Raw genomic sequence first — 23949 nt, 5'->3', positions numbered from 1 at the left:
CATCGTGAGGTCATTTTTAATCTATTTATCTTTACTATCGATGATAAGTGTTACAGGACCTACATTTGTCAGTTGAACATTCATCATAGCTCCAAACTCACCTGTTTCCACTTTTATACCTTCTGCCTCAATTAGTGAATTAAACTGCTCATAAAGTTGATTAGCCTGTTGTGGTTTTGCTGCTTGCATGAAATTAGGTCTTCTCCCTTTACGAGTATCTCCATAAAGGGTAAATTGTGAAATGGTTAAAATATCACCATCTACATCCTTTAAAGATAGATTCATTTTTTCGTTATCATCTTCAAACACCCTTAGGTGAACGATTTTATTCACTAAGTATGTTGCATCCTCAATGGTATCCTCATGGGTTACACCTAAAAGCACGACAAAACCGTTTTTTATTTCACCAATCACTTCATCTCTAACGGTTACTTTTGCATCTTGTGCACGTTGAATAACAGCTCTCATATGATAAAGTCTCCTTTTCGTAAGTCTATATAAAAACCCCATAAGCATATGGGGCTATTGAAGGGTCCGTGTTACGGTATAGACATCTTTTATTTGTTTAATTCTTTCTACTATCTTTCGTAAATGATTCGTATTTTGGATCAATATGGTAATATGAATAATCGCCATTTTATTTCGATCTGAGCGACCGTTTACATGGGTAATATTCGTTTTTGTTTCATTTACTGCTTGTAAAACTTCGTTTAATAAGCCTCGGCGGTCATATCCAGAGATTTCTAGATCAACATGATACTGCTTTTGTGCTTGATCTGCTTCCCATTCAACATGCAAATGGCGCTCTTTTGCTTCCTCAGTCTGGACATTGGGACAATCCTCCCGATGGACAGATACGCCTCTCCCTTTTGTAATGTAACCAACGATATCATCACCTGGGACGGGATTACAGCATTTTGATAGCCTTACAAGTAAATTATCTACACCCTCGACAATGACACCTGAGTCTTTTTTATATTTCTTCGTTTCTTTATAGTCAGTTTTAGCGCCTTCAAGTGTTTGCTCTAGATTTTGTTCCTTTTGCCTCGTTTGTCTAATTTTATCTGTTAGTCTAGTTGCAACTAAAGCCGCCGTAATTCCTTGATAGCCTACGGCTGCATATAAATCATCCTCCGAAACAAAATTAAAACGCTCATAAATTCGTTTTAAATTTTCTTCTGTTAGTGCTTCTTTCGGCTCAATATCTAGCGCACGAATTTCTTTTTCGACTAAGTCTTTCCCTTTTGCAATATTCTCTTCTCGACGTTGCTTTTTGAAAAACTGTCTAATTTTATTCTTTGCTTGAGAGGTTTGCGTTATCTTCACCCAATCCTGTGATGGACCATAAGAATGCTTAGATGTCAGTACCTCAATGATGTCTCCGTTCTTCAATTTATAATCTAATGGCTCCATCTTACCGTTTATTTTGGCACCAATTGTTTGATTACCTATTTCGGTGTGGATTCGATAGGCAAAATCGAGAGGTACAGAACCAGATGGAAGCTCCATGACATCTCCTTTTGGAGTAAATACATACACCATATCCGAAAATAAATCGATTTTAAGGGATTCAACAAATTCTTCGGCATCATGGGTCTCATTTTGCCATTCTAAAATTTCTCGAAACCAGGTTAACTTTTCTTCAAATGATTTCTTATCTTTATTTAGTTGTTTCCCTTCTTTATACGCCCAATGAGCAGCAATTCCATACTCCGCTATCTCATGCATTTCCTTCGTTCGAATCTGAACTTCTAACGGATCACCTTTTGGTCCGATTACGGTTGTATGCAGGGATTGATATAGGTTCTGCTTTGGCATGGCAATATAATCTTTAAATCTACCAGGCATCGGCTTCCAGCACGTATGAATAATTCCAAGTACTGCATAGCAATCTTTGATGCTATTAACCAATACGCGGACAGCTAATAAATCATAAATTTCATTAAACTGTTTATTTTGTTTTACCATTTTTTGGTAAATACTATATAAATGCTTCGGTCTTCCGGAAATCTCGGCATCTATATGGATTTCTTCAAGCTGGTTGGTTACTTCATGAATTACTTCTTCTATATAAGACTCACGTTGTTCTCGCTTTTGTTTCATCAACTGAACAATGCGATAGTATTGCTGCGGGTTTAAATAGCGTAATGCTGTATCCTCAAGCTCCCATTTAATTGTTGAAATACCCAGTCTATGTGCTAATGGAGCAAAGATTTCAATTGTCTCATTCGCTTTAATTCGCTGTTTCTCTGGTGGTAAATGCTTTAAAGTACGCATATTATGCAATCGATCTGCCAGTTTGATTAAGATTACGCGAATATCCTTTGCCATTGCGACAAACATTTTTCGGTGATTCTCTGCTTGCTGAGCTTCCTTTGATTTATATTTAATTTTTCCTAGCTTTGTCACACCATCAACAAGCATGGCAACTTCTTGGTTAAATTCTTCTTCAATCATTTCCAGTGTTATATCTGTATCCTCTACAACATCATGCAAAAAACCACCTGCTATTGTCACAGGGTCCATTTTTAAATCAACTAAAATACCGGCAACCTGGATAGGATGAATAATATATTCTTCGCCAGATTTTCGATATTGGTCCTTATGTGCGTGTTCTGCATACTTATATGCACGAATGATGAAATCAACATCTTCATCTGAAAGATACTCACGTGCTTTTTCTATTAAATTATCGAATGTTATAATGTCACTTTTTGCCATATTATCACCTTTGATTGTAGAAGATACTTTCTTACTAGTATCGAAAACTTTTTATGAAATGTAAAGAAAAATATTTATTAGAATAGGTCTGATGAAAAAAATTCTCATCAGACCCGTAATCTTGCCTAATATTTCATTAGTGTTAGAACGTCATATCCATTTAGTTTTTCCAAACCATCTAGGTATGTTAATTCGATTAAGAATGCACAACCTGCTACGATTCCGCCTAACTCTTCAACTAGCTTAATTGTAGCTTCAATTGTGCCACCTGTCGCAAGTAAGTCATCAGTAATTAGTACTCGTTGACCGGGTTTAATCGCATCCTTATGGATTGTTAAGACATTTTGTCCATACTCTAGACCATAATCTACTTTAATAACTTCACGAGGAAGTTTACCTTCTTTTCTTACTGGAGCAAATCCAACCTCTAATGCATAAGAAACAGGACAACCTACAATAAACCCTCTCGCTTCAGGTCCTACTACTAAATCAATGTCTTTTTCTTTCGCAAATTCAACAATTTCATCCACTGCAGCTTTGAATGCCTTCCCATTATCCATTAATGGTGTAATATCTTTAAATTGAATGCCTTCTTTCGGCCAATCCTGTACAATTTTAATATATTGTTTATAATCCATGTGTTATTTCCTCCTTAGGTATATCCATCATTCCCATACCTTTTTCAAACCAGCTTATTAGCTCATCATATGTTGAATAATAGAGAACCTTCTCAATTTCCAATTGTTTTACTCGTTGTTGATAATAGGTTGATTCCTGTAAGTCTTTCTTTTGCGGCGATTTATTTAGTAAAATAATTCCATTCTCTATCTTAACAAATTCTAGCTCAGAAAACACCTTTAACATAAATAGAATGGTTTCTTTTGTCCAACCTTTAGCATTAATAATTGCATTTAAATCAGTTTTTACATCTAATTTTTGTTTTTTCCATATTAGAGCATAAAGCCATTTAAAGGCATCTCGAGATGGAAAAGCCGATAAATAAACACTATTCTCAACATAAAAGCACACATGTATACATAATGGCTTTAGCTTTTTGATTATTTTTTGTAGCAATTCTAAATCTGGTGGCAAATCGTATAGATAGAGTACCTCTACGTCCTCTTCCGTTTCAAATGCTACGTCATAAGCCATTTGTTTTACTTGATCAGGAATTGGAGGGTGCGTGTTACTACTAGTGTTGTATAATACCATATGCTTCTCATGTAGAGGTAGATAATTATTGATAGCAAACTGCTTTTTACCACGATGGTCAAATAGCTGCCATTCATCAATTTTCATATCTTCTATGACGATTTGAGGCTTTCTAACCCCATTCCATTCGTTAATCCCTAATTCTCCTACCACCGATAGATTCGCTTTTGGTGATATGGAAGAAAATAATTCACCCATACCAAATGCAATTCCTTCTAGGGTAACAGGATTTTCCTTAAATACTAGCTTTAAATGCTTTTTCATATTACCCAATTGCCTAAAATCAACAGGCTTATGATGAATATGAAACTTAGGCTTCGGATTTGCCATACCAAAAGGTGCAAGCTGATTTATTTCATCTATTAATGTTTCGTTAATATCAGGTAACTGAATCGTATTACTAATTAATAACTCTTGTTTAAAGTCTTCTACCGTTAACTCTTGATCAATAATTTGACTAAGCTCCTGTTCAAGCCTATTTATATTCTCTATTGGTAATGTCATTCCAGCAGCTTGGGCATGTCCACCAAAATGGGTAAAAACTTCTTTAATTTTCATACAGCCCTGAAATAAATCAAATGCAGGGATACTTCTTGCAGATCCCTTAGCTGTCCCTTTTTCCTCATTCAACGCTAAAACAATTGCGGGACGGTCGTATTTCCTAACAAGTCGTGAGGCGACTATCCCTAGAACACCCTCATTCCATCCTTGTTTAGCAACGACGATGACACCATTGTTCTGTTCAACATCCACAATTTCTTCCACTTCTTTAACAATCGCAGCAACAATTCGTTGACGCTCTTGGTTTAATTGTTGAACCATTTCGGCAAGTTCCTCGGCCTCTTTACTATCTTCTGATAATAATAGCTGTACGGCCAAATCTGCATCCTGTAGCCTACCTACTGCATTTAGTCTAGGTCCAATCAAAAAGCCAATATCTTCTTCGGTAGTCGTACCCTCCATATTACATTGCTTTTTTAAAGCGATTAGTCCAGCTCTCTTTGTTGTGGACATTTTTCTTAGTCCATAATATGCTAATACTCTATTTTCACCCACCAAAGGAACCATATCTGCAATTGTACCAATAGCAACCAAGTCGAGCAGCTGTTCAGGAAAATAACCTAATAATGCTTGTGCAAATTTAAAGGCCACCCCTACCCCAGCTAATTCCTTAAAGGGATAGTCGGGTGAACACTTCGGATGTAGTAATGCATAAGCATTCGGCAACTCTTCTTGTGGTTCATGGTGATCTGTAATGATCAAATCAATTCCTAATTCATTTGCAATAGTTGCTTCATGTACAGAAGCTATTCCTGTGTCCACTGTAATAATTAGCTGAAAGCCATTAGCATGTGCTTGTCGAAAAGCTGCTTCATTTGGCCCATACCCCTCCGTAAAGCGGTTTGGAATATAGTATGTACAGTCAGCACCAAGCTCTTCCAATGCTTCCATAAGTACAGTAGTGGAACTAACACCATCTGCATCATAATCTCCATAGACAAGAATTTTTTCATTATTTGAAATTGCTTGCAACACTCTTTCTCTAGCAACATCCATTGATGCTAATCGTTCTGGTTCGATTAAGCTATCAATTGATGGCATCAAAAACTCTTCCGCCTCTTTATCTGACGAAATACCACGTTGTATTAAAAGCTCTTTTATCACGGGGGATAATTCTGATGAGTCATCCATCCATTGTTGTGCACTATTCTGTTTTGTTACAAATTTCCAGTTCGATTTGCTGCGTAACATAAATTCACCCCTGACTAATCTATTATACACAAATTCTGTCAGGGGTCGCAATTAAAAATTCTATTGAAAGCCTTTCGTTTCCTCATTATCCTGATTAGTCTCTTGGTTCATTTCCTCAGGCTCTATGATATCATTTTCTTCTAATAGTCTTGCTAGTTTTTCATTTTCTAATCGAAGCAATTTCATTTCTCGCTGCATCTTAAACATTTTAAGCATTCCCACTGCAGCGGTTATGATTCCACCCATAAGTACCGAAAAGAGTATTACTAAAATTAATGGTGATTCCACTCTCCAGAAAAAGTATGTAACCTCAACTGGATTAACATTTGTAACAGCAAAAATGGCTACTAAAATCATAAAAATGATGGCTAAAATAACATAGGATTGACCTCTCATATAATTCCTCCTCTATTTTAAGCTAAGCTAAACATTAGTTTATGCAACGATAAAAAATCAATCCCCTTGTCAAATTGACAAGGGGATATGAACCTTTACAGACGTGTCCGAAATCCACTATGAAGCATAGCAAGATTACACTTGAGGACCTTCTACACGTTTTTTCTTTCTAAAATCAACTGGTTTCTCTTTTATTCCCTTACCACGCCATACGAGCCATAATTGTGTTGCAAGGAATAAAGAAGAATACGTACCTGCTACTAATCCTACTGCTAGCGCAATTCCAAAGCCTTGAATTGGTTCAGCACCTAAGAACAAGAAAGCGAATACGGCAATGATGGTTGTTATTGTTGTATTTACAGTTCTAGTCATGGTTTGCACAATACTTGTATTAACGATACTTGCAAGCTCTTTAAACGTTTTAACAACTTTCTTCCTTCTTTGAATGTTTTCCCGAATTCGATCAAACGTAACAATCGTTGCATTAATAGAATAACCGATGATAGTTAGAATTGCCGCAACAATTGTAACATCAAACTCGATTCTAAAGATGCTAAATACCGCAAGCATAATGAATACATCATGTAATAACGCAATAATCGTTGTAATCGCAAAGAAAAGCTCAAAGCGAAATGCAACATAGATTATCATACCAACTGAAGCAATGGCTAGTGCATATAATGCATTTTTCACTAGCTCCTGACCCACAATTGGTGATACGACACTTACACTCGGTTCAATTCCGTACGCATCTATGAAGTAAGATTTTAGCTCCCCAATCTTATCATCCTCAATGATTTCCTCATATCGAATGACAGCAATTTCATTGTTCTCACCCGAAAGCACAATTGACTTTGCATCGAGTTCTAGCTCTTGAAGATCTGCTTCAATTTTTTCCGAGTCTAAGGTTTGCTCTGCCATAATTTCAATTCTCGAACCACTTGTGAAGTCAATACCAGGGTTTAACTTAAATAGAACTAGTGACACTGCACCTATAATAACTAAAACGGAAGTTATTATGAAAAATTTCTTACGATTATCCACAACGTTCCACTCTTTATGAAGGAATTGTGGTGGAACCTCTGTCGAGTCTTTAATATCTCGAACATCCGATTTGTTGACCCCAAACCAACTAGGGTTATTTTTTAAGAATTTCACTTTTATCCAAAGCTGTAGTAGCAATCTTGTACCATAAACTGCTGTTAAAAAGCTAACAACAATACTGATGATTAACATCGTTGCAAAGCCTTTAACAGAGCTTGTACCAAATGCAAATAAAACGGATGCAGCCAAAAGCGTTGTAATGTTTGCGTCTAAAATAGCACGTAAAGAGTTACTCGTACCAGCTTTAAAAGAAGCAATCAAGGATTTTCCTTCACGTAACTCCTCCTTAATCCGCTCAAATGTTATAACATTGGCATCCACAGCCATCCCTACACCTAGAATTAAAGCTGCAATACCTGGGAGTGTTAACACACCGTTTAACATTTCAAATATAACAAGTACCAAGAATATGTACACACTAAGATTAATAACTGAGATGATTCCAGGGAATCGATAAACAGCTACCATGAATAAAAAGATGATGGAAATACCAATAACACCTGCAAACACGGTATCGTTTAAGGCTTGCTCACCGAACTGTGCTCCAACAGAAGTAGAGAAGAGCTCTGTCATATTTACTGGTAGGGATCCAGAGTTAATTATTTCAGCTAAATATTTAGCAGATTCAACAGTAAAATTTCCTTCAATCATGACATCTGTTGTGTATAGCGGCTTACTAACACCTGGTGCGGATACAAATTTAGGATCCTCTTTTAAAGCTTCTGCTTCATAAGAATCGCCCTCTTGATAATCCATCCATATAACAAGTAAATTCTCTCCAGCAGACTTTTTGGCTAAATCACTGGTAATATCACCAAATTTATCTGCGTCCTTTAATTGCAATGTAACAATCGGAGCACCTGTATCCGGATGGAAGTCCTGCTTTGCACTACCTTCTTTGACATCAGAGCCATCTAATAACACAGTATCGTTCACATCTCGAAATGTCAGTTTTGCAGTGGTAGCTAGCATTTCCCTTGCTTGATTCTGATTTTCTACACCGGCTAGCTGTACGCGGATCCGGTCTTCCCCTTCAATATCAATAACCGCTTCACTAATTCCTAGTTTATTTACGCGATCATTTAGTAATCGAACTGTTGATTCCATAAGATCTCTTGTTACTTCTTGATCACTATCAATCGGTTCAACCTTATATAGAACTTCAAATCCACCTTGTAAATCTAAACCAAGGTTAATCCCCTTAGCAACGCCAGGCGTTACCATACCGATAAGAAGCCCTAATCCAATTACAATCATAAAAAAGACTGAAATCCGTCCTTTGTTTTTCATTCATTTGTTCCTCCCTTAACTGTATCGAAGCTATGTATGTATGACATTGATGCGAGGTCTATTTCTTGCCGGTAAGTGCCGCAATAGAAGCCATTAAATCATCATCTTGATAGGCATCTACTGTCAAATAGCTCATATATATATTCGAACTAAGGTGAAAGACGTCTTGGACCACCTCATGCAACCGCTTTTCAGGATTTCCCTTCCAAACTTTTTTCACGAGACATTTCCAAATATCCTCATCTGTTGCTCTCGTGTAACCCATCAATTGAAACTCTTCTGCTTTACTTTCTAAAACAGGCATTAATAATAATTTCCATTCATTTACGGTCTTTACGGACTCCACACCATTCACCTCTATAGAAAGAATAATAAATCATAAGACAAGTTGTCATGCTTGGCCACTATCATTGCATATATATCATTGTATATGAAATTTTATTTTTTGAGAAGGCAGGTCGTCCATGTTGTCTAAACAAACATTTTTGCAAGGCACACTTATATTAATATTTGCCGGTATGATTACGCGGTTTTTAGGCTTTATTAACCGCTTAGTAGTGGCTAGACTAATGGGTGAAGAAGGTGTCGGATTATATATGATGGCACTTCCGACCTTTTTCTTAGTGATGACACTTACACAGCTCGGACTGCCTGTTGCGATTTCAAAACGCGTAGCAGAGGCAGATGCGCAAAACGACCGTGCAAAAATAAAGCGAATATTAGTGGTCTCCATCATCATTACAACAATATCTAGTGTCTTTTTTACTGCAATAATGTTATTAACTGCTCCATTTATCGCAACAACATTACTTACCGATGATAGAACCCTTTATCCATTAATTGCGGTTAGTCCTATCATTCCAATTGTTGCTGTTTCTTCTGTATTACGTGGCTACTTCCAAGGTAAACAAAATATGAAGCCACAAAGCTATGCACAGGTGATTGAACAGGTTGTCCGAATAAGCTTTGTAGCATTATTTGTCCATATCTTTTTACCATATGGCATTGAGTATGCTGCTGCTGGAGCCATGATTAGCGTTATTCTCGGTGAATTTGTTTCCTTACTATATATGATTTACCAGTTTAAGAGTAAAAAGACGATTCGTATCCGTCATCGTTTCTTCTCTTACGTTAAATCAAGTAAGCAGACGGTAAAGGAATTATTCTCAATCGCTCTACCAAGCACCGGTAGTAGAATGATTAGCTCAATTTCTTATTTTCTAGAGCCAATCATTGTCGCCCACAGCCTCTTGTTATCGGGGATTTCTAGTACGCTAGCTACCAAGCAATACGGTGAATTGACTGGATTTGTATTACCACTATTGTTTCTACCAACCTTTATTACACAATCACTATCGGTCGCTTTAGTCCCAAATATTTCAGAGGCAGAGGCAATGTCTAATAAAAAACTCATTCATTATCGGATTCATCAATCCATTCGAATTTCCTTTGCATCCGGAGCAATATCAACTGTTGTACTCGCAATTTTCGCAATTCCAATTCTATCATTTATGTATGGCACAGCAAATGCTAGTACGATGCTAATATTTATGGCACCTTTTTACATTTTACTTTATATTCAGTCACCATTACAAGCAGCATTACAAGCACTTGATTTAGCCAAGCCTGCAATGTGGAACAGTTTGATTGGCTCTGCAGTTAAATTCATAGTTCTTTTTATTCTCGCCTCCAATGAAAGTTTTGGCATCATGGGGGTTGCCATCGCCATGTCTGTTGGAGTCGTACTTGTTACGTTGCTCCATCTAGCTGCTTTACAAAAAACAATTAATTTCTTTATCCCAATGAAAGATATTATCAAAATGATAGTTTTAATTCTTTTAACATGGGGAGTTGGTAGTGTTATTCATGATTTTTATATTAAATACGATCCTAACCTTCTCCTATTTGGACTGTCACTCCTTGCCTTAGCAATAGTTTATATTGTGATGTTATTCGCACTAAAGTTTATTACAAAAGAGGAATTAGAACAAATCCCATTCCTTCAAAAATGGATTCAATAATGAACTTTTTCATAAAAAACTCGTCTACTTTTCATTGTACAAGAATATGATTACTATAAATGGACGAACAGAGGAGGATAAAAATGCGCAATCAACAATTTATCGCATTGCTTTATGGGTGGATTGTAGTGTTAGGATTAATCCTTGTTTCTAGTATGACACTAGCATTATTACTACGCTTTTCTAGCTTCAGTGAGCCAGCACTTGATTGGGTAACACTTGTTATTGGCTTAATTTCCTTATTTATAGGTGGTGCTGTAGCCGGTGCTAAAGGAAAACAAAAGGGTTGGGTTATAGGAGCAGTTACTGGTCTTGGTTTCACCTTATTTACCTTTTTAGTACAATACTTAGGTTACCAGCAAGGATTTTCTGTAGAACAATCTATCCATCATTTATTTTATATTTTAGCAGCATTATTTGGCGGTACTGTTGGAGTCAATATTATTTCTGACCAATCATAATTTACTCTATTTTCTTTCTATCTAATAAAGAAGAGGCTACCTTTCGGTACGCCTCTTCTTTGGTTTGCATTAAACAGTTTTCACTTCACGAATCGCAGAACGATCATATGTAAGTTTTGAACCATCTCCTGCTTGAATGACTACTGTGTTTTCATCGATTGCATGAATGATACCATGAAAACCACCAATCGTTACAACAGTATCACCTTTTTTAAGTTCAGACTGCATTAGTCTAACCTGCTTTTGACGTTTTTGTTGCGGACGAATAAGCAAGAAGTAAAAAATGACAAACATTGCTATCAATGGTAATAAAGTAGCTAATTCTCCCATTAACTTGTCCCTCCTTTCCAACCATTTTGTTTAAAAAACGTATTGTCTTTTAAACACACTTTAAAAATTCTTTGCATTCGGTTTATTTAATCCGTATTGTTCAAAGAATTCTTCTCTAAAGTCACCAAGTCGATCTTCACGTATTGCTTGTCGTACTTGCTCCATTAATTTTAACAGAAAATATAAATTATGATAAGTAGTAAGTCTGAAACCAAACGTTTCATTACATTTTATTAAATGGCGAATGTAAGCACGTGTATAATTTCGACACACATGACAATCACAATTTTCATCAATTGGACTAAAGTCTCTTGCGTATTTTGCATTTCTTACAACAAGTCTTCCATTTGATGTCATACAAGTACCATTGCGAGCAATTCTCGTAGGCAATACACAATCAAACATGTCAATTCCACGAATTGCACCATCAATAAGAGAATCTGGAGAACCTACACCCATTAAATATCTAGGCTTATTGCTTGGCATTAGAGGTGTTGTAAACTCTAACACCCGATTCATGACATCTTTTGGTTCGCCTACGGAGAGTCCACCAACCGCATAACCAGGGAAATCAAGTGAAATTAAATCTTGCGCACTTAATTTTCGTAGATCTTCATATTCGCCACCTTGAATAATTCCAAACAAACCTTGAACATCTTGTCTATTATGCGCTTTAAGACATCTTTCAGCCCATCTAGAGGTTCTTTCCACCGATGCTTTCATATAGTCATAGGTTGCTGGATATGGTGGACATTCATCAAATGCCATCATAATATCCGATCCCAATGCGTTTTGAATCTGCATTGCTTTCTCTGGTGACAAAAAGAGTTTCTCACCACTTAAATGATTACGAAAGTGTACTCCCTCTTCTTTTATTTCGCGCATATCACTTAAACTAAATACTTGAAAGCCACCCGAATCCGTTAAAATAGCGCCATCCCAATTCATAAATTTATGAAGGCCACCAGCTTCTTGGATAATGTCTTCACCAGGGCGTAGCCAGAGGTGATACGTATTGGATAGGATGATTTTCGCATCCATTGACTGTAAATCTTCTGGGCTCATGGTTTTCACTGTTGCAAGCGTTCCAACAGGCATAAAAGTAGGCGTATCAAAAGAACCATGTGGTGTGTGAACACGTCCTAATCTCGCGCCAGTTTGTTTATCAGTTTTTATCAGTTCATATCGTATTGGTGTTGTCATACTATCTTCCTCTACTAAATAATTAACATTGCATCGCCAAAGCTAAAGAAGCGATACTCTTCCTTTACTGCCTCTCTGTAGGCATTTAATATAAAATCTCTGTCAGCAAAAGCACTAACTAACATAATTAAGGTTGACTTTGGCAAATGGAAATTCGTTATTAGCCCGTTTATTGCTTTATACTCATACGGAGGATATATAAAGATATCTGTCCAACCACTTGCCTCAACAAAATTCCCATTATGATCTCTTGCTATCGTTTCTAAAGTTCTCGTTGAAGTCGTTCCAACAGAGATAATTCTACCACCATTTTCTTTTATTTTGGCTAATGTTTCAGCGGTTTCCTTCGTCATCATATAGAACTCTGCATGCATTTTATGATCGTCAACATTATCGACACTCACTGGTCTAAACGTTCCTAACCCAACATGGAGTGTTATAAATGCAATTGTGACGCCCATTTCTTTTATTTCTTCTAATAATTCGGTTGTAAAATGTAATCCCGCTGTAGGAGCAGCAGCAGACCCTTCTTCCTTGGCATACACGGTTTGGTAACGTTCTTTCTCTGGCAATTGCTCTTTAATATAAGGTGGAAGTGGCATTTCACCCAGCTCATCCAATACTTCATAAAAAATACCATCATAATGAAATTCCAAAATACGTCCACCATGCTCTAAAGTCCCAGTACAGGTTGCTGTTAATTTACCTTCACCGAAAGTAAGCGTTGCCCCTTCCTTTAATTTCTTGGCCGGCTTTGCTAGTACTTCCCAAGTATCACGTTCCATTTGCTTTAGCAATAAGATTTCTACCTTGGCACCGGTATCTTCTTTGGTACCATAAAGTCTTGCAGGAAGGACCCGTGTGTCATTTAAAACGAGACAGTCACCTTTTTTTAGAAAGCCTTTAATATCAGAAAATCGCTTGTGATCTATTTCCTTTGTATCTCGATTCAGTACCATTAATCTGGAAGCACTTCTCTCTTTCAGTGGTGTTTGTGCAATTAATGATTCTGGTAATTCAAAGTCAAAATCCTCTATGTTCATGTTGTTTCTCCTTTTAACTTTACGCAAGCAACTCCTGCGCATCTGTTGATCGTCCTATAACGAACGCGCGATTGTGTTTTAACGAAATCTTCCTAGTAAAAACAAAACTAGGGATATAATGATGCTCACTACAATGGATGTCATGATTGGAAAATAAAATGTTACGTTACCCTTCTTAAACGAAATATCACCTGGTAATTTTCCGATAATAGTCCAAATCAATCCAATCACTAAAAAAATTATTCCTACTATAATAAACATCTTACCTATATTCATTCTTCTTCATTCACCTTCATACCAAAATGTTGATATGCCTTATGAGTTACAACTCTACCTCTAGGTGTACGTTGAATAAAGCCTATTTGTAATAAATATGGTTCATAAACGTCTTCAATTGTTTGGGACTCTTCACCGATCGTTGCAGCTATCGTATCCAACCCTACTGGACCACCTTTAAAACCTTCGATGATACCTTTTAATAGCTTGTGATCAATATGGTCAAGTCCAGCAACATCAACCTGTAGCATCTTTAGTGCTATTTCAGTCGTTTCTAAACTAATCTCAACTTCCCCTTTAACCTGAGATATATCACGAATTCTTCTAAGTAATCGGTTTGCAATACGTGGCGTTCCTCTCGATCTTCTTGCTATTTCTACAGCGGCATCTTTTGCTATTGAGGTTTCAAAGATTTCAGCTGTTCGTTCAACTATTGCACATAAATCCTTTGTTTCATAATATTCAAGTCTACTCAACACACCAAATCGATCACGTAAAGGTGCTGATAGAAGTCCTGCTCTCGTAGTTGCGCCAACCAGTGTAAAGGGAGGTAAGTCAATCCGAACGGAGCGAGCACTTGGTCCAGTTCCAATTACGATATCGATAAAAAAGTCTTCCATCGCAGAATATAATACTTCCTCAACAGCACGTGGTAAGCGATGTACCTCATCGATAAACAACACATCTCCAGCTTCTAACGAGGTTAAAATAGCAGCTAGATCACCCGCTCGGTCAATTGCTGGTCCAGATGTAGAGCGAAACTGTACGCCCATTTCATTCGCGATTATTGCAGCGAGAGTCGTTTTACCAAGGCCCGGCGGCCCATATAATAATACGTGATCTAGTGGTTCATTTCGCATTTTTGCTGCTTGGATAAAAATATCCAGGTTTTCCTTTACTTTATCCTGACCGATATACTGATTTAAAGTTGTGGGGCGGAGACTTAATTCAACTGAAAATTCCTCAGCCTGCAATTCTCCAGTTACCATACGCTCATCCATCATTTTACCCCCTTCTTACTTTTTCATTAATAAGCTCAAGGCTTTTCGAATAATCTCATCGGTGTTCATGTCAGCTTCGATGCTCTTGCGTAATTGTGGTAATACCGCTTTTACTTCTCTTTCCATGTAGCCGAGTGCTTTCAACGCTTCAATCGCCTCTTGTAATTCCTCTGATTGAACAATTGCAGCTGGGGATTTTTCTGTTTCATCGGTTGATATGCTGAAGGTACTTGTTAATTTCCCTTTTAGGTCAAGAATTATCTGCCGCGCGGTTTTCTTACCAACACCTGGAAAGCTCGTTAAAAATTTATCATCTTCTCGTTCGACTGCAGCAACAAATTCAGGAATATTGACACCTGCTAAAATTGCCAAAGCACCTTTAGGTCCAATTCCTGAAACTGATAGTAATCTTGTGAACAAATACTTTTGTTCATCATTTTTAAAGCCATACAAAATATGTGCATCCTCACGAACATGATAATATGTATGTATATGAAAATCCTTATTAAAAGAATCCTGAAAAACATACGGATTCGGACAAATTATCTCATAACCAATTCCTTGTACATCAACGATGATCGCTTCATCTTGAATAGACACTAATTTACCATGTAAATACGATATCATGTAATCTTCTCCCCTACTTAAATCCTTTTCCTATTCTAACACAATTTTGAAAGAGGGGCATAGGACATAGACTATCGTCCGAATTAAAAAAGCCTCTGTACAGAATACAAAGGCTTAATCATTACCAAAGAAGTTATCTAGTGTATCTCGAATATTATCATCGAAATCGATTTTCTTACTATTTAAATTTCGCATTCTTTCCCAGTAGTTATCGTCTGTATATACAACAATCTGTTTACTCGGCTCAATTTGTCGAACCTCTTCTTCTACAATTTTATTCAGGTTAGGATATTCGTGGTTCTCAGTTTGAATTGCTACGATAATACGGTCTTTCGTCTCAACTACTTGTGCCTGAACAATCTCTTTTCTCTCTGCTAAATACTCTGAAATCAATAACGTTCTTTCATTCGTGTAACGATCCTCATTTTTTGCAGAGATATTTTTATCCCCTTCATTTATGAATTTCTGTTCAGATTGGGGGTATCCTCCTAATTCACCAATTGATTTTTCGCGTTCCCCAACTCGGTCACGCTGCTCCTGAGGTGTTTCGTAGTTTATAGGATCAATTTGATTTTGATTATCACTTCCATTCATCCCTTCTTCATTCTCCGCACCACACCCAACAAGGATAAAAACAAGTGTTAATAAACAAATAATGTTTCCACGCATAATAAAACCTCCCTTATAGCTAGTTTGCTATAAGAGAGGGTATTTACTACCGGATAAATTATCCTTTTTTCTTAAATTGTGGAAGCGCATTGCGTTTATGAGCGGAACGATTATGCATTCTTTCAATTACGACTTTATCAGCTTCTGGGATGGATTCACCCTTTAGGTATGCGTCAATTTTATCGTAGGTTGTGCCCATTTCCGCTTCATCTGTTTGCCCTTCCCATAGGTCGGCACTTGGCTTTTTGCTAATAACTTCATCTGGCACACCTAAATATTTTGCCAACTCACGAACTTCACCTTTCGTAAAGTCAACGATTGGTAAAATATCTACTCCACCATCCCCATATTTAGTAAAGTATCCTGTGTACCATTCAGCTGCATTATCAGTACCTACTACCAAATAATTATAGTTTGTGGCAACCGTATAAAGGGTACTCATTCGTAATCTTGCACGTAAATTAGCATCCGCTAGTTTTCCGTTTTCTTCGTTATATTCATCCTTTAGCTGTTCTTTTATTGTTGAGAACATTTCTTCATGGGTGTTAGCAAGATCTACTGTAATTCCTTTAATACCGCATGTATCAATCACTTTTTCAGCATGCTTCATCCCTTCAGGGTCACTGTTTAACGGCATGATTACACCTAGAGAATTATCCGGACATGCTCGCTTAATTAGGTTTGCTACTACTGCAGAGTCAATACCGCCACTTACTCCAACTAATAGACCATCCACACCTGCATCTTTCACTTGATTTTGTAACCATTCTACAATGTCTCCAATTACCTTTTCCAAAACAATCGCTCCTTTTACCTTTTCCAAAATAATACTGTTATTTTACCATTATTTTGGACATATTCAAAAATTTTTTACGCTTAATCCATTCTTCTTCGAGCGATTGTAAATAAGTATAGAGATTATTCGGTATGCTCCGATTTAAGAAATGTAACCACTCCCGTAATAAATCACTTGGTATAAAGACAGATAATAAGTACTTCTCAACATCTACATCTGTTACCACATTATAGGCTAATAACTTCTCAGCATCCCAGTCAATAAATGGTAAAAACCGTTGACCAAGTTGAATGTAATCATATATTTGTGAGGTCGATTGCAATAAATCAAAATCAATGATAAAAGTGTGTTCGTTTTGAATAAAGTTATGGGATGCTACATCTCCGTGCACCCAAATTCCTTTTCTTTCTGCATCCAGCTGCTCTTGAAACCAGGGATACCTTGATACGATGTCAATGTACTGACTCATGGTGCTTGTAATGTCGTTAAATAACTTTTCAAAACGATATTTATAAAAAATGTGTTCTGTTTCCTTAAATTTATTTAGTCTTATCGTCCATCTCTTATAGAATAATTGCTTCCTGACCATGTTTTTGACATGAATTTCCTGAGCCTTTTGATGGAATTTCTTTAGTGTATCAATTGCCCTCTTGCGATCCTCTTGATACTTATAATTTAATTTTCTCCCGGATACATAGGGTGAAATTGTCCAAAAATAATTTGTTCCAGTCGTTATCTCCTTTTTACCATTAGGAAACCGAAGAAAAGGAACAATTTCCTTGGAACGAATGGATTCAAAGAATTCCCACTGTTGTTTCATATTGATTTCATTTGAGTGTCCTTTTAAAATTAACTTTCTACCCGTATTTTCCTCAATAAAATAAACGTTACGCTTTATTGGATGAATCTTCGATGTCTCTAAATTTCCCTCCCAAAGTAAAAAAGAAGAGAGACGATTATTTCGATTATCGTCTCTTCTTAACTCATAACTCAATCGGATGATTCTTCCTTATCATTAGTTCTTAATTCACCATAGCCTGGAGGGGTTGGAAAAGAATTTGTGGGATATGGTGACATGGATGGGTATGTTGTTGTCGGTTGCATCTGGAAGGGCTGGTCTTGGGTGTTCATTGTTGGCTCATAATAACCTTGAGGCATCTGGGCGTTCATCTCTGGCTCATAGTAACCTTGTGGCATCTGTGGATTCATCATCGGCTCAAAACCACCTTGTGGCATGTAACCCATCTGTGGCATTTGTGTCTCGTGTTTTCCTCCACCACAGCCACAATCATCTTCTGTATCCTGTACCGGCATCATTGCTCCAGGATATCCCATCATCTGCTGTGGTAGCATATGTGGATGATGATGATGATGCATCATACATGGATGGTGCATCATCGGCATATGAGGTCCACAACACGGATGTACTGGAAAACAAGGAACCATGTGAACAGGTTGATGCATTGGTTGATGCATTGGTTGATACATTGGCTTTTTCTTTGGCTTTTCCTTATGATGTGAGCTTTCATCCGTTGATGATTCTTCCGTTATATGCACTTCTGGAAAGCTAAAGGACATATAAGTTAGCTCTTGCTCTGTGGTTGGAGCCTGCATAACCTGAGGCATTATCATTTGCGGCATTTGTGGCATTGGCATTTCAGGCTTTACGTCCATCACAGGCTTTTTATCGTCTTCTTTAATTACCGGCATTGGCTTAGGCGTGATGTCTTTATATGGCTGCTCTACCATTGGGGCTTCCTTAATTGGCGCCTCTTTCATTGGTGCTTCTTTTTTAACAGCTTTAGCAGAAGATGGAATACGTATTTTCATTCCTGGCATTATCATATCTGGACTTGAAAGATGTGAATTCATCTGCTTTAATTCTTCAAAATTCACCCCATATTTTTTGGACAGCTCCCATAATGTATCTCCTTTTTGTACAATATGAATCTTCAATGTTAAATCGAACTCCTTTCAGTTCTCTATTCTGGGCTAATCACTCTATATCAAGATATGCAATTGAAATATAAATGTTGAACCATATTCAAAAAGTTCCCAGAATATTACTCAAAAAATAACATATGGTGATATGTTAAGAAGGGCTCCTTATAGTTCTGTTAACATTGAAGAGAGAGTTAATCGTTCATATTGCAACCAGAAAAAGAGTCGTCTTCCGTAACGGAAAACGACTCGATCATTATTCAACAAACTCAAATTCAAATTGCAGGATACGTATGGTATCTCCGTCTTCTGCACCTCTATTTCTTAGTTCCTCATCCACACCCATCGTTCGCATTTGACGTGCAAATCGTCTGATTGCTTCATCCCGGTTAAAGTCAGTCATTTTAAATAATTTCTCAATTCGTGGACCTGAAACAACATAGGCACCATCATCATCTCTTGTTATAACAAAGCCTTTATCCTCTTTTTGATAACGATAGACAACCTTTTCTTCTGTTTCTTCAAGCTGTGGAGCAAATTTTGGAATTGTTTCTAATAAATCTGCAACCGCAAATAAGATGTCCCTTAAACCTTCTTTAGTCAATGCTGAAACTGGATATACAGGTATATCCTCTCCGATTTGTTCTTTAAAATGCTGTAAATTCTCTTCCGATCCTGGCATGTCCATTTTATTGGCAGCTATTACTTGTGGTCTTGTCATAAGCTTTTCATCATATTCTCGTAATTCATTGTTTATCTTTTGAAAATCTTCATAAGGATCTCTACCTTCTGTTCCAGCCATATCAATCACATGAATAATAACCCTCGTTCGCTCAACATGTCGTAAAAATTGATGACCTAGTCCTACACCCTCATGTGCACCTTCAATCAGTCCAGGTAAATCAGCCAACACGAAGCTCCGCTGATCGCCAGTATCCACCACTCCTAAATTTGGTGCCAATGTGGTGAAGTGATAATCTGCTATTTTCGGACGTGCTGCACTAACTACTGATAAAAAGGTCGACTTACCGACACTCGGAAACCCAACAAGTCCAACATCCGCAATAAGCTTTAATTCTACTTTAATATTTTTTTCTTCTCCAGGCTCTCCATTTTCAGCGAAATCTGGCGCTGGGTTTCTAGGTGATGCAAAACGAGTATTCCCTCTACCACCTCTACCACCATTTGCAATTATTGCTTCTTGCTCATGGATAGTAAGGTCTGCAATAACTTGTCCTGTATCCTCATCGATTACAGTAGTTCCCGGTGGAACCGATACAACTAATGGAGCTGCATTTCTACCATGCTGACCCTTACTCATCCCATTTTCACCACGTTTTGCCTTAAAGTGACGATTATAGCGGAAATCCATTAATGTATTAAGTCCTTCATCTACTTTAAATATTACATTACCTCCATTACCACCATCACCACCGGCTGGACCACCTTTAGGAACATACTTTTCTCTACGGTAAGCCACGAGACCATTTCCACCATCACCGGCTTTTACATATACACTGACTTGATCTACAAACATACTTCTCACCTCTTTTTATCAGGCAGGAATCGAAAACACATAAACCACATCTGCATCCGATTCTGTTACTTGTATTGAAATATCATTAACCTTGTTACGTAATGTTGTTTTTAACTCATCCCGGTCGATAGTTTGCCCATTAATCGTCGTTATAACATCGATTGATTCTTGACTCGCTTTAAGTTGTAGCATTCCTTCAATAAGCTGTAAAGAATCATGAGTAACCTCTAATAAGGATTCGATGATGACGTGACCTAGGTTTGTTAGTATATCATCATAGGCTTCTAGATCACCAATTTCTGTATGTATATCGTATGTAAAACGTATGTTATTATGAAGCCATTTTAGTTGAATTAGCCATAGAGCGAATTTAGGACAATTTATATTCATCAGTAATCGTTCTTGATTAAATGCTTCAATAATATCTGATACCTTTGCTTTTACCTTTTCAGTCTTCCCCATGCTTAAATAGCCATGAACGATTTGCATATCGTTCATAAGATCATGGCGTTGTAGTCTAAGTAATTGAATAACATCCTTCGCTTCCACAATATCCCTCCATTATGTAGCATTATAGCAAAAAACTACGATGAGTTCATGTAAATATAGACCTACTTTACATCAGATAGGTTATATTTTTTCATTGGATATTTAATGATGGAATCCAGAAAACACGACAACAATCATGAAAAAAACTCCAACCATCTAATAGTTGGAGTTTTTTAATAGACAAATATTATGCTTCTTGAGCAACCGGATAAACACTAACTTTTTTGCGGTCACGTCCATAGCGTTCAAATTTAACAACACCATCGATTTTAGCAAAAAGCGTGTCATCTCCACCGCGACCAACGTTTTCGCCTGGATAAATTTTAGTACCGCGTTGACGATATAAAATAGATCCACCTGTTACGAATTGACCATCTGCACGTTTAGCACCAAGACGTTTGGACTCAGAGTCACGACCGTTCTTTGTACTACCTACACCTTTTTTAGATGCAAAAAACTGTAAATCTAGACGTAGCATTCAGCACACCTCCTTATTTACTTTGTAATGTAATAAATTGTTTATAGTCACGTTCTATCGTTTCTAAAGAAACAACCATACCTTCGAACAAGAGCTGTACTTTTTCCATGAGATCTATTGGAATAGATTCAGGAATTGTTACATGAAGATAGCCACCTTCTCTACCCTGTTCAATTGCCAGGTCAGTACCGCAAAGCTTCATCACAGCATTCACTGCGCCAATTGAAACCGCTGATACCCCAGCACATACTAAATCGTATCCATAAGGTCCACTTTCTGCATGTCCAGATAATTCAAAGGACTTTATTTGATTCTTATCACGGAACACAGTTACATGTATCATGGAACAAATCCTTATTGGTTAATTTTTTCGATTACTAGTTTTGTATAAGGTTGACGATGACCTTGCTTTTTATGATAGTTTTTCTTAGGCTTGTATTTGAAAACAGTGACTTTCTTTTGACGACCATGTTTTTCAACCTTAGCCGTTACAGTAGCACCATCAACATATGGAGAACCAACTTGAACCTTTTCCCCACCTACGAAAAGAACTTTATCAAACGTAACAGTTTCGTTTACATCAGCTGTAACCTTTTCAACATAAACTGCTTGGCCTTCTTCAACTTTAATTTGCTTACCGCCTGTTTCGATAATAGCGTACATAACTTGCACCTCCTTAATTAACTCAGACTCGCCATACAGGTACTCTTATGAAGAGTTTCAACACCTGTTCTGTGCGGTTGTAGCACGGGTGCTACGATGAATAACATAAAAATGTTATCATGCATGCCTAACTTTGTCAAGCTTACGTCGCAATATATTTCGCAATTTCACCGACGGACTTGTCATATTGCTTTTCATGAAAATAGCAACGCAAGCAATCAAATTCATCAATAAATAGACGCTTATCATCTTGCACTTCAATATAAATTGGATGTTTATAATCTCTTCTAAAACGAGAAAAAACATCCATTAACGAATCTTGATACGGTACCGTAATCGGTCTCATTAGTTTTAGCGTACCATTGCCTTTGTAGCGATTTATGAGAAACCGCAAAAATACGTAATACCTCTTTTTCCAAGCAGCATGATTTTCAATGAATAAGAAAATCATAATTAACAATGCACTTAAAGTAAATGGGTAAAAGACTATTTGAATAATAGCGATTAAGCTACATAAAACCATAGAAATCAACAAAATGTTATAATACGCCCTTTGATATGGAAGCCTTGCCGAAAGCAAAAAAAATAAAAGCTTCCCTCCATCTAGTGGATAGATTGGCAATAAATTAAATAATAGTATCGTTGTATTATAAAGTAAAATCAAGTCAATTATGGAAGCTGGTATGATTGAAAAAAACGAAATTATAAAAACAAATCCATAGATCAAAAGATGCTGAAATGGACCAGCCAATGTCACCACGATATCCTCATAGAGTGGCCGATTTCCATGTTCATCAGTCTCCATCACACCCCCAAATATCCAGAGCATTACTTTTCGGATTCTCCATCTAAAATAAGTCGCTGCTGCATAATGACCAAATTCATGTATAAGAACGATAGAAAGAATAATCAACATTTCTACAAACATACCGGTTACAACTGATATGAGAAGAAATGCGAATACGATTGGATGTATATGTATTTTCGGAAGAAGCTTATGGATTTTCATCAACTTCTATCACCTGAACAGGATCTACATACGTATTGTTTTTTTCAATCGCAAAATAAACCTTTTCATTATCAGTTGTAGGCGAAAATTCGCCAATCCTTTGATGAGCATCGACGAATTGATATAAATGAACATCAATAGAGCTCAATAATCCATAGGTAGAAGTGGAGCCATCGGTATGTTGAACTACGACTGTTTTAGCTGTATGTCGGTCATTCCCTGCAAAAACAACAATTCCTTCATTTAAAGCTGCCACATCGGTTGTTCCAGATGGAGCAATCATAATACCTCGCCCGTTTGTTTGAAATGTTTCGATGACACTCCCCGATACAGGCAGGGCAAGTGGGGTACTTTCAGTATCCTCTTTCTTTTCATTAGGAGAAAAAGCTAGTGGTGTTCCAAACGCATCTTTGTACCATTTATACGCACTGGCAAAAGGAAATTCTTCTGTTAACACATTGCTCGTCCATTCTTTCGGCTTGTCAAAAAAGGCCGCATCATTTTGCCAAATGATTGCTACAGAAAAAAATAACATAACAGAGAATAATCCTTTAATAATAATACCCGTTATGACATTACTACTTTTTTGATTGGAGGCTGACGTATCAAGAAAATTAGGATAGAATCCATGCTTTTCTTCATCTTGTGGTAAAGATGGCATAATCGTACTTACAGTAGTTCTTTTTGAATTGGTAGGTATCCCGCGTGATTTTTTTCGATCAACAATCGATTTCCGTACATCCTTAATATTTCTCTTCATTAGTCCTCACATTCCTTCATTCATCTTTTGTACAAGTGTATGAACTTCTTGTGAAAGATATGATAGAAAGGTAATAAAGTGAAAACTGGATTATGATGGCCCTTTCGATA

At 37.1% G+C, this 23949-nt stretch carries 26 protein-coding genes and 1 other annotated feature; of the genes, 2 read left to right on the top strand and 24 right to left on the bottom strand.

Annotated features, from left to right (window positions below; genetic code table 11):
- Positions 1 to 21: 21 nt before the first annotated feature.
- The 7 genes from dtd to ABC228_RS01640 all read right to left on the bottom strand — a co-directional run bounded on the left by dtd (position 22) and on the right by ABC228_RS01640 (position 8821).
- Positions 22 to 468 (bottom strand): D-aminoacyl-tRNA deacylase, encoded by a 447-nt coding sequence (gene dtd / locus ABC228_RS01670; RefSeq protein WP_345823355.1) that lies wholly within the window; start codon positions 466 to 468, stop codon positions 22 to 24.
- A 54-nt stretch (positions 469 to 522) separates the two neighbouring features.
- Entirely contained in the window at positions 523 to 2721 is a 2199-nt protein-coding gene (locus ABC228_RS01665; protein WP_345823354.1) for a RelA/SpoT family protein, read from the bottom strand.
- Positions 2722 to 2846: 125 nt separating this feature from the next.
- Positions 2847 to 3359, bottom strand: a complete 513-nt coding sequence (locus tag ABC228_RS01660) for an adenine phosphoribosyltransferase (protein WP_345823353.1) — start codon at positions 3357 to 3359, stop codon at positions 2847 to 2849.
- Entirely contained in the window at positions 3349 to 5685 is a 2337-nt protein-coding gene (recJ, locus tag ABC228_RS01655; RefSeq protein WP_345823352.1) for a single-stranded-DNA-specific exonuclease RecJ, read from the bottom strand. The genes ABC228_RS01660 and recJ overlap by 11 nt, the downstream gene beginning before the upstream one ends.
- A 60-nt stretch (positions 5686 to 5745) precedes the next feature.
- Positions 5746 to 6081, bottom strand: a complete 336-nt coding sequence (locus tag ABC228_RS01650) for a LapA family protein (RefSeq protein ID WP_345823351.1) — start codon at positions 6079 to 6081, stop codon at positions 5746 to 5748.
- 135 nt (positions 6082 to 6216) lie between these two features.
- A complete protein-coding gene (gene secDF / locus ABC228_RS01645) occupies positions 6217 to 8475 on the bottom strand; it encodes a protein translocase subunit SecDF (RefSeq protein WP_345823350.1) in 2259 nt (752 codons plus the stop codon).
- 58 nt (positions 8476 to 8533) lie between these two features.
- Positions 8534 to 8821, bottom strand: a complete 288-nt coding sequence (locus tag ABC228_RS01640; RefSeq protein ID WP_345823349.1) for a post-transcriptional regulator — start codon at positions 8819 to 8821, stop codon at positions 8534 to 8536.
- Between the two features lie 118 nt (positions 8822 to 8939).
- Between ABC228_RS01640 and spoVB the strand changes: the two genes are divergently transcribed.
- Positions 8940 to 10496: a stage V sporulation protein B gene (spoVB, locus tag ABC228_RS01635; protein ID WP_345823348.1), complete on the top strand. Its 1557-nt coding sequence runs from the start codon at positions 8940 to 8942 to the stop codon at positions 10494 to 10496.
- Between the two features lie 83 nt (positions 10497 to 10579).
- On the top strand, positions 10580 to 10957 hold the full coding sequence (locus ABC228_RS01630) for a TIGR04086 family membrane protein (RefSeq protein ID WP_345823347.1): 378 nt from the start codon (positions 10580 to 10582) through the stop codon (positions 10955 to 10957).
- A gap of 69 nt (positions 10958 to 11026) precedes the next feature.
- On the opposite strand, the gene yajC is transcribed toward ABC228_RS01630, so the two are convergent.
- The 17 genes from yajC to ABC228_RS01545 all read right to left on the bottom strand — a co-directional run bounded on the left by yajC (position 11027) and on the right by ABC228_RS01545 (position 23839).
- The gene (gene yajC, locus ABC228_RS01625; protein ID WP_345823346.1) at positions 11027 to 11287 is read right to left on the bottom strand and encodes a preprotein translocase subunit YajC; all 261 of its coding nucleotides are present in this window, start codon (positions 11285 to 11287) and stop codon (positions 11027 to 11029) included.
- Positions 11288 to 11347: 60 nt separating this feature from the next.
- Positions 11348 to 12490, bottom strand: a complete 1143-nt coding sequence (tgt, locus tag ABC228_RS01620; RefSeq protein WP_345823345.1) for a tRNA guanosine(34) transglycosylase Tgt — start codon at positions 12488 to 12490, stop codon at positions 11348 to 11350.
- Between the two features lie 14 nt (positions 12491 to 12504).
- A complete protein-coding gene (gene queA, locus ABC228_RS01615) occupies positions 12505 to 13533 on the bottom strand; it encodes a tRNA preQ1(34) S-adenosylmethionine ribosyltransferase-isomerase QueA (RefSeq protein ID WP_345823344.1) in 1029 nt (342 codons plus the stop codon).
- A 78-nt stretch (positions 13534 to 13611) separates the two neighbouring features.
- Positions 13612 to 13809 (bottom strand): DUF2905 domain-containing protein, encoded by a 198-nt coding sequence (locus ABC228_RS01610; RefSeq protein ID WP_345823343.1) that lies wholly within the window; start codon positions 13807 to 13809, stop codon positions 13612 to 13614.
- Positions 13806 to 14810: a Holliday junction branch migration DNA helicase RuvB gene (gene ruvB / locus ABC228_RS01605; protein WP_345824144.1), complete on the bottom strand. Its 1005-nt coding sequence runs from the start codon at positions 14808 to 14810 to the stop codon at positions 13806 to 13808. Before ruvB ends, ABC228_RS01610 begins: the two co-directional genes overlap by 4 nt.
- Positions 14811 to 14825: 15 nt before the next feature.
- Positions 14826 to 15437: a Holliday junction branch migration protein RuvA gene (gene ruvA / locus ABC228_RS01600; RefSeq protein ID WP_345823342.1), complete on the bottom strand. Its 612-nt coding sequence runs from the start codon at positions 15435 to 15437 to the stop codon at positions 14826 to 14828.
- Positions 15438 to 15551: 114 nt separating this feature from the next.
- Entirely contained in the window at positions 15552 to 16106 is a 555-nt protein-coding gene (locus tag ABC228_RS01595; protein ID WP_345823341.1) for a YhcN/YlaJ family sporulation lipoprotein, read from the bottom strand.
- A gap of 58 nt (positions 16107 to 16164) precedes the next feature.
- Entirely contained in the window at positions 16165 to 16902 is a 738-nt protein-coding gene (gene nadE, locus ABC228_RS01590; protein ID WP_345823340.1) for an NAD(+) synthase, read from the bottom strand.
- 37 nt (positions 16903 to 16939) lie between these two features.
- The gene (locus tag ABC228_RS01585; RefSeq protein ID WP_345823339.1) at positions 16940 to 17896 is read right to left on the bottom strand and encodes a phosphotransferase; all 957 of its coding nucleotides are present in this window, start codon (positions 17894 to 17896) and stop codon (positions 16940 to 16942) included.
- Positions 17893 to 18858: a SafA/ExsA family spore coat assembly protein gene (gene safA / locus ABC228_RS01580; RefSeq protein ID WP_345823338.1), complete on the bottom strand. Its 966-nt coding sequence runs from the start codon at positions 18856 to 18858 to the stop codon at positions 17893 to 17895. The genes ABC228_RS01585 and safA overlap by 4 nt, the downstream gene beginning before the upstream one ends.
- A 241-nt stretch (positions 18859 to 19099) precedes the next feature.
- Positions 19100 to 20380 carry a GTPase ObgE gene (gene obgE, locus ABC228_RS01575; RefSeq protein ID WP_345823337.1) on the bottom strand — a complete coding sequence of 427 codons (1281 nt, stop codon included), beginning with the start codon at positions 20378 to 20380 and terminating at the stop codon, positions 19100 to 19102.
- An 18-nt stretch (positions 20381 to 20398) separates the two neighbouring features.
- Positions 20399 to 20929, bottom strand: a complete 531-nt coding sequence (locus tag ABC228_RS01570; RefSeq protein ID WP_345823336.1) for a Spo0B domain-containing protein — start codon at positions 20927 to 20929, stop codon at positions 20399 to 20401.
- Between the two features lie 187 nt (positions 20930 to 21116).
- Entirely contained in the window at positions 21117 to 21407 is a 291-nt protein-coding gene (rpmA, locus tag ABC228_RS01565; protein ID WP_345823335.1) for a 50S ribosomal protein L27, read from the bottom strand.
- 13 nt (positions 21408 to 21420) lie between these two features.
- A complete protein-coding gene (locus tag ABC228_RS01560; protein WP_345823334.1) occupies positions 21421 to 21750 on the bottom strand; it encodes a ribosomal-processing cysteine protease Prp in 330 nt (109 codons plus the stop codon).
- A gap of 11 nt (positions 21751 to 21761) precedes the next feature.
- Complete coding sequence (gene rplU / locus ABC228_RS01555; RefSeq protein ID WP_345823333.1) at positions 21762 to 22070, bottom strand: 50S ribosomal protein L21; 309 nt, start codon at positions 22068 to 22070, stop codon at positions 21762 to 21764.
- Between the two features lie 14 nt (positions 22071 to 22084).
- Positions 22085 to 22159 (bottom strand) — a sequence feature (ribosomal protein L21 leader region).
- A gap of 53 nt (positions 22160 to 22212) precedes the next feature.
- The gene (locus ABC228_RS01550; RefSeq protein ID WP_345823332.1) at positions 22213 to 23079 is read right to left on the bottom strand and encodes a M50 family metallopeptidase; all 867 of its coding nucleotides are present in this window, start codon (positions 23077 to 23079) and stop codon (positions 22213 to 22215) included.
- On the bottom strand, positions 23066 to 23839 hold the full coding sequence (locus ABC228_RS01545; protein ID WP_345823331.1) for a peptidoglycan DD-metalloendopeptidase family protein: 774 nt from the start codon (positions 23837 to 23839) through the stop codon (positions 23066 to 23068). Before ABC228_RS01545 ends, ABC228_RS01550 begins: the two co-directional genes overlap by 14 nt.
- Between the last annotated feature and the right edge of the window lie 110 nt (positions 23840 to 23949).

Origin of the sequence: Ornithinibacillus xuwenensis (assembly GCF_039614845.1) — a bacterium.
GTDB lineage: Bacteria > Bacillota > Bacilli > Bacillales > Amphibacillaceae > Ornithinibacillus > Ornithinibacillus xuwenensis.
The sequence above is the reverse complement of the archived record's forward strand: the minus strand, read 5'-3'. Positions and strand labels throughout refer to the sequence as shown.